This is a genomic window from Mycobacterium interjectum (genome assembly GCF_900078675.2).
GTDB classification, from domain to species: Bacteria; Actinomycetota; Actinomycetes; order Mycobacteriales; family Mycobacteriaceae; genus Mycobacterium; species Mycobacterium interjectum.
Genome location: NZ_LT546237.1, coordinates 2,710,531 through 2,714,937, shown reverse-complemented (window position 1 = coordinate 2,714,937; position 4,407 = coordinate 2,710,531). Strand labels below are relative to the sequence as shown.

The window sequence follows — 4,407 nt, the reverse complement described above, 5'->3', positions numbered from 1 at the left end:
CCCCGCGGGACCCGCCGTTGCCCAACAGGATCCCGCCGGCGCCGCCCGGCGCCCCGGTGCCCGGCGCGCCGTTGGCGCCGTTGCCGATCAGCGGGCGTCCCAGCAGCAGCTCGGTGGGGGTGTTCACCACGGCGAGCAGCTGCTGCTCCAGGGCCTGCAACGGTGACGCGTTCGCGGCCTCGGCCGCGGCGTACGACATCGCGCCCGAGGCGACTGCCTGCACGAACTGCGAATGGAAGGCCTCCACCTGCGCGCTGATCGCCTGGTACTGGGCGGCGTGCGCGGAAAAGAACGCCGCGACGCTCGCCGACACCTCGTCCGCGGCCGAGGCCACCATTCCGGTTGTCGGCGCCGCCGCCGTCGCGCTGGCCGTGCTAATTGTGGACCCGATATTCGCCAAATCCGACGCCGCCCCCGAAACCATTTCTGGTACCGCGAACACGAACGACATGCATGCCTCCCAGCGAGTACGGCGACGATGACGCCTGGGGATTGGATCATATCCAGACTTTCCGAAATTCGGAAAGTAGGCCGGCTTTACTAGAGAGGCGATTAAATGGTGCTTTACTTATCGCAATGCAGCGGGTATAAGTCCCGCGGACCGTTTTTTATTCGGGTTCCAGCCACAACGCCGAGGTGGGCGGCAGGACCAGGACTGCCGAAGCCGGGCGGCCGTGCCACGGGTCCTCGGTAGCGTCGACCCCGCCCATGTTGCCGATCCCCGAGCCGTTGTAGACGGTCGCATCGGTGTTGAGCACCTCGCGCCAACGGCCGGCGTAGGGCAGGCCGAGGCGGTAACCGCTGTGCTCCGATCCCGCAAAATTGAATACGCACGCCATTACCGAGCCGTCGTTTCCATATCGGAGGAAACTCAACACGTTGTTGGCGGAATCGTTGGCGTCGATCCACGAATAGCCATCGGGAATGGTGTCTTGGCTCCACAGGGCCGGGTGGCTGCGGTAAATCTCGTTGATGTCGCGCACTAGGCGCAGGACGCCGTTGGAGAAGCCCTGTTCGTCGAGCTGCCACCAATCCAAACCGCCCTGCTCGGACCACTCGGCGCGCTGGCCGAATTCTTGTCCCATGAATAACAATTGCTTGCCCGGGTGCGCCCATTGGTAGGCGAGCAGGCTGCGCAGCCCCGCGGCCTTGACGTGGTTGTTGCCCGGCATCCGACCCCACAGCGTCCCCTTGCCGTGCACCACCTCGTCGTGGCTGAGCGGCAGCACGTAGTTCTCGCTGAACGCGTACAGCATCGAGAAGGTCATCTCGTGGTGGTGGAAGCTGCGGTAGATCGGGTCGCGGCTGATGTAGTCGAGCGTGTCATGCATCCAGCCCATGTTCCACTTCATCGAAAAGCCGAGGCCGCCAAGGTTCGTCGGCCGGGTTACACCAGGCCAGGATGTCGACTCCTCGGCGACGGTGACGATGCCGGGCGCGGCCTTGTGCGCCGTGGCGTTCATCTCCTGCAGGAACTGCACCGCCTCCAGGTTCTCCCGGCCGCCGTAGGCGTTCGGCGTCCAACCACCCTCCGGGCGCGAGTAGTCGAGGTAAAGCATCGACGCGACCGCGTCCACCCGCAGGCCGTCGATGTGGAACTCCTCGAGCCAATACAACGCATTGGCCACCAGGAAGTTGCGCACCTCCGCGCGGCCGAAGTCGAAGACGTAGGTCCCCCAGTCGAGTTGCTCCCCGCGCTTGGGGTCGGCGTGCTCGTAGAGGGGGGTGCCGTCGAAGCGGCCGAGCGCCCAGGCGTCCTTCGGGAAGTGCGCCGGCACCCAGTCCACGATCACGCCGATACCGGCCTGGTGCAGGGCGTCGACCAGCCCCCGGAAGTCGTCGGGCGTGCCAAAGCGCGACGTGGGCGCGTAATACGACGTCACCTGGTAGCCCCACGAGCCGGCGAACGGGTGCTCGGCGACCGGCAGCAGCTCCACATGGGTGAACCCCTGCTCCACGACGTAATCGGTCAGCTCGCGGGCGAGCTGGCGGTAGCTCAGCCCGGGCCGCCAGGACCCCAGGTGCACCTCGTACGTGCTCATCGGCTCGAACACCGGGTTGCGCTGCGCGCGCCGCGTCATCCAGTCGGCGTCCTCCCAGGTGTAGCTGCTGCGCGTCACCCGCGACGCGGTGTGCGGCGGCACCTCGGTGGCGAATGCCATCGGATCGGCCCGCTCGGTCACCACGCCGTCGGCGCCGTGCACGCGGAACTTGTACAGTCCGTCCACCGGAAAATCGGGCCAGAACAACTCCCACACCCCGGAGGAGCCCAGCACCCGCATGGGCGCCTCGTTGCCGGTCCAGCCGTTGAACTCGCCGATCAGGCTAACGCCCTTGGCGTTGGGCGCCCACACCGCGAACGACACCCCGTTCACCGCGCCGTCGGCCGTGGTGAACGAGCGGGGATGAGCGCCCAGGGCTTCCCAGAGCCGTTCGTGGCGGCCCTCGCCGAAGAGATGGAGGTCGACTTCACCCAGGGTGGGCAGGAAGCGGTAGGCGTCGGCGACGACGTGCGGGTCGGAACCCTCGTAGGTCACTTCCAGCCGGTAGTCGATGAGGTTGACGAACGGCAGCGCCACCGCGAACAGGCCGGATTCGATGTGCCGCAACGGGAACCGGTCACCACCGACCAGCGCGACGACGTCGCGCGCGTGCGGTCGCAGCGCGCGGATGACGGTGTGGTCGCCGTACTCATGGGCCCCCAGGATGCCGTGCGGGTTGTAATGCGCGCCCGCCACCAGCCGCGCCAAGTCCGCCGGGTCGGGCGCCAGGTCTAGTCCGGCGAGTTCGTCGGTTCGGCTCAAAGCCGTCACCTCCTACGCAGCAGCGTGATTCGGGATTCGTACGGTATGAGCGGCATGTTGATGATGTGCGCGACCGCCCGCGATGGGTCGAGGCGTATGTAGTTCGATTGCCCCCATTGAAATTCCTGACCCGTGATCTCATCGCGCACCCAAAACCGCTCATAGGGCTCCATACCCAATGCGGCCATGTCCAACCACAGCGTCGCTTCCTCGGGCCCGAACGCGTTGAGCGTCACCACGACCAGCACGCAGTCGCCGGTGGCCGGGTCGAACTTGCTGTAAGCCAGCAGCGCGTCGTTGTCGACGCCGTGGAAGTGCATCGTGCGCAGTTGTTGCAGCGCGGGATGCAGGCGGCGAATCGTGTTGAGTTGCTTGATGAACGGCTCGAGCGACCTGCCCTCGGCGAGCGCGCGCTGATAGTCGCGAGGCCGCAGCTCGTACTTCTCGGAATCCAGGTACTCCTCGCTGCCTTCGCGCACCGCGCGGTGCTCGAACAGCTCGTAGCCGGAGTAGACGCCCCACGCCGGGCCCATGGTCGCCGCCAGCACAGCGCGGATGGCGAACATGCCGGGACCGTGGTGCTGCAGCACCGCGTGCAGGATGTCGGGGGTGTTGACGAACAGGTTCGGCCGCCGGAAGTCGGCGAATGCGGCGATGTCGTTGCCGAATTCGGTGAGCTCCCACTTGGCCGTGCGCCACGTGAAGTAGCTGTAGGACTGCGTGAAGCCGAGCTTGGCCAGGCCGTACTGGCGGGCCGGCGGGGTGAAGGCCTCGGACAAGAACAGCACATCGGGGTCGGCGTCTTTGACCTGGCCGATCAGCCAGGCCCAGAAGTCCGGGGGCTTGGTGTGCGGGTTGTCGACCCGAAAGAACTTGACGCCGTGGTCGATCCAGTGCCGGACCACCCGGAGCACCTCGTCGTAGAGACCCGCGGGATCGTTGTCGAAGTTGATCGGATAGATGTCCTGATACTTCTTGGGCGGGTTCTCCGCGTACGCGATGGTTCCGTCCGGTAACTCGGTGAACCACTGCCGATGTTCGCGGGCCCACGGGTGGTCGGGCGCGCATTGCAGCGCCAGGTCCAGGGCCACCTCCAGGCCCAGATCGCGTGCCGCGGCGACGAAGTCGTCGAAGTCGTCGATGGTGCCCAGGTCGGGGTGGACCGCGTCGTGGCCGCCCTCGTCGCTGCCGATCGCCCACGGAGATCCCACGTCGCCGGGGGCGGCGGTGGGGGAGTTGTTGCGGCCCTTGCGGTGTACCTTGCCGATCGGGTGGATGGGCGGCAGGTAGACGACGTCGAAGCCCATGTCGGCGATCCGCGGAAGCTGGGCCGCCGCGGTGGCGAACGTGCCGTGCACGGGCTTGCCGTTCTTGTCCCACCCGCCGGTCGAGCGGGGGAACATCTCGTACCACGCGCCGAAGCGGGCCAGCGGCCGGTCGACCCACACCCCGAACTGTTCGCCCCGGGTGACCAGGTCCCGCAACGGGTAAGCAGCCAAAAGCTCTTCGATGCCAGGGCTCAGGGCCAGCGCGGTGCGGGTGACCGGGTCCCCGGGGGCCCGCAACGACTCGGCGGCCGCCAGCAGCGGATCGCGGCGCGCCC

At 67.1% G+C, this 4,407-nt stretch carries 3 protein-coding genes; all 3 read right to left on the bottom strand.

Annotated elements, in window-relative coordinates; all coding sequences use genetic code 11:
• Nucleotides 1–451 (bottom strand): PE family protein (locus BN4348_RS47405; RefSeq protein ID WP_084454282.1); only part of this gene is annotated, 451 nt, incomplete at its 3' end.
• Nucleotides 452–608: 157 nt separating this feature from the next.
• Nucleotides 609–2,804 carry a 1,4-alpha-glucan branching protein GlgB gene (glgB, locus tag BN4348_RS47400; RefSeq protein ID WP_066914662.1) on the bottom strand — a complete coding sequence of 732 codons (2,196 nt, stop codon included), beginning with the start codon at nucleotides 2,802–2,804 and terminating at the stop codon, nucleotides 609–611.
• A 5-nt stretch (nucleotides 2,805–2,809) separates the two neighbouring features.
• Nucleotides 2,810–4,407: alpha-1,4-glucan--maltose-1-phosphate maltosyltransferase (locus BN4348_RS47395; RefSeq protein WP_066914661.1), on the bottom strand; the 1,598-nt coding region annotated here is incomplete at its 5' end.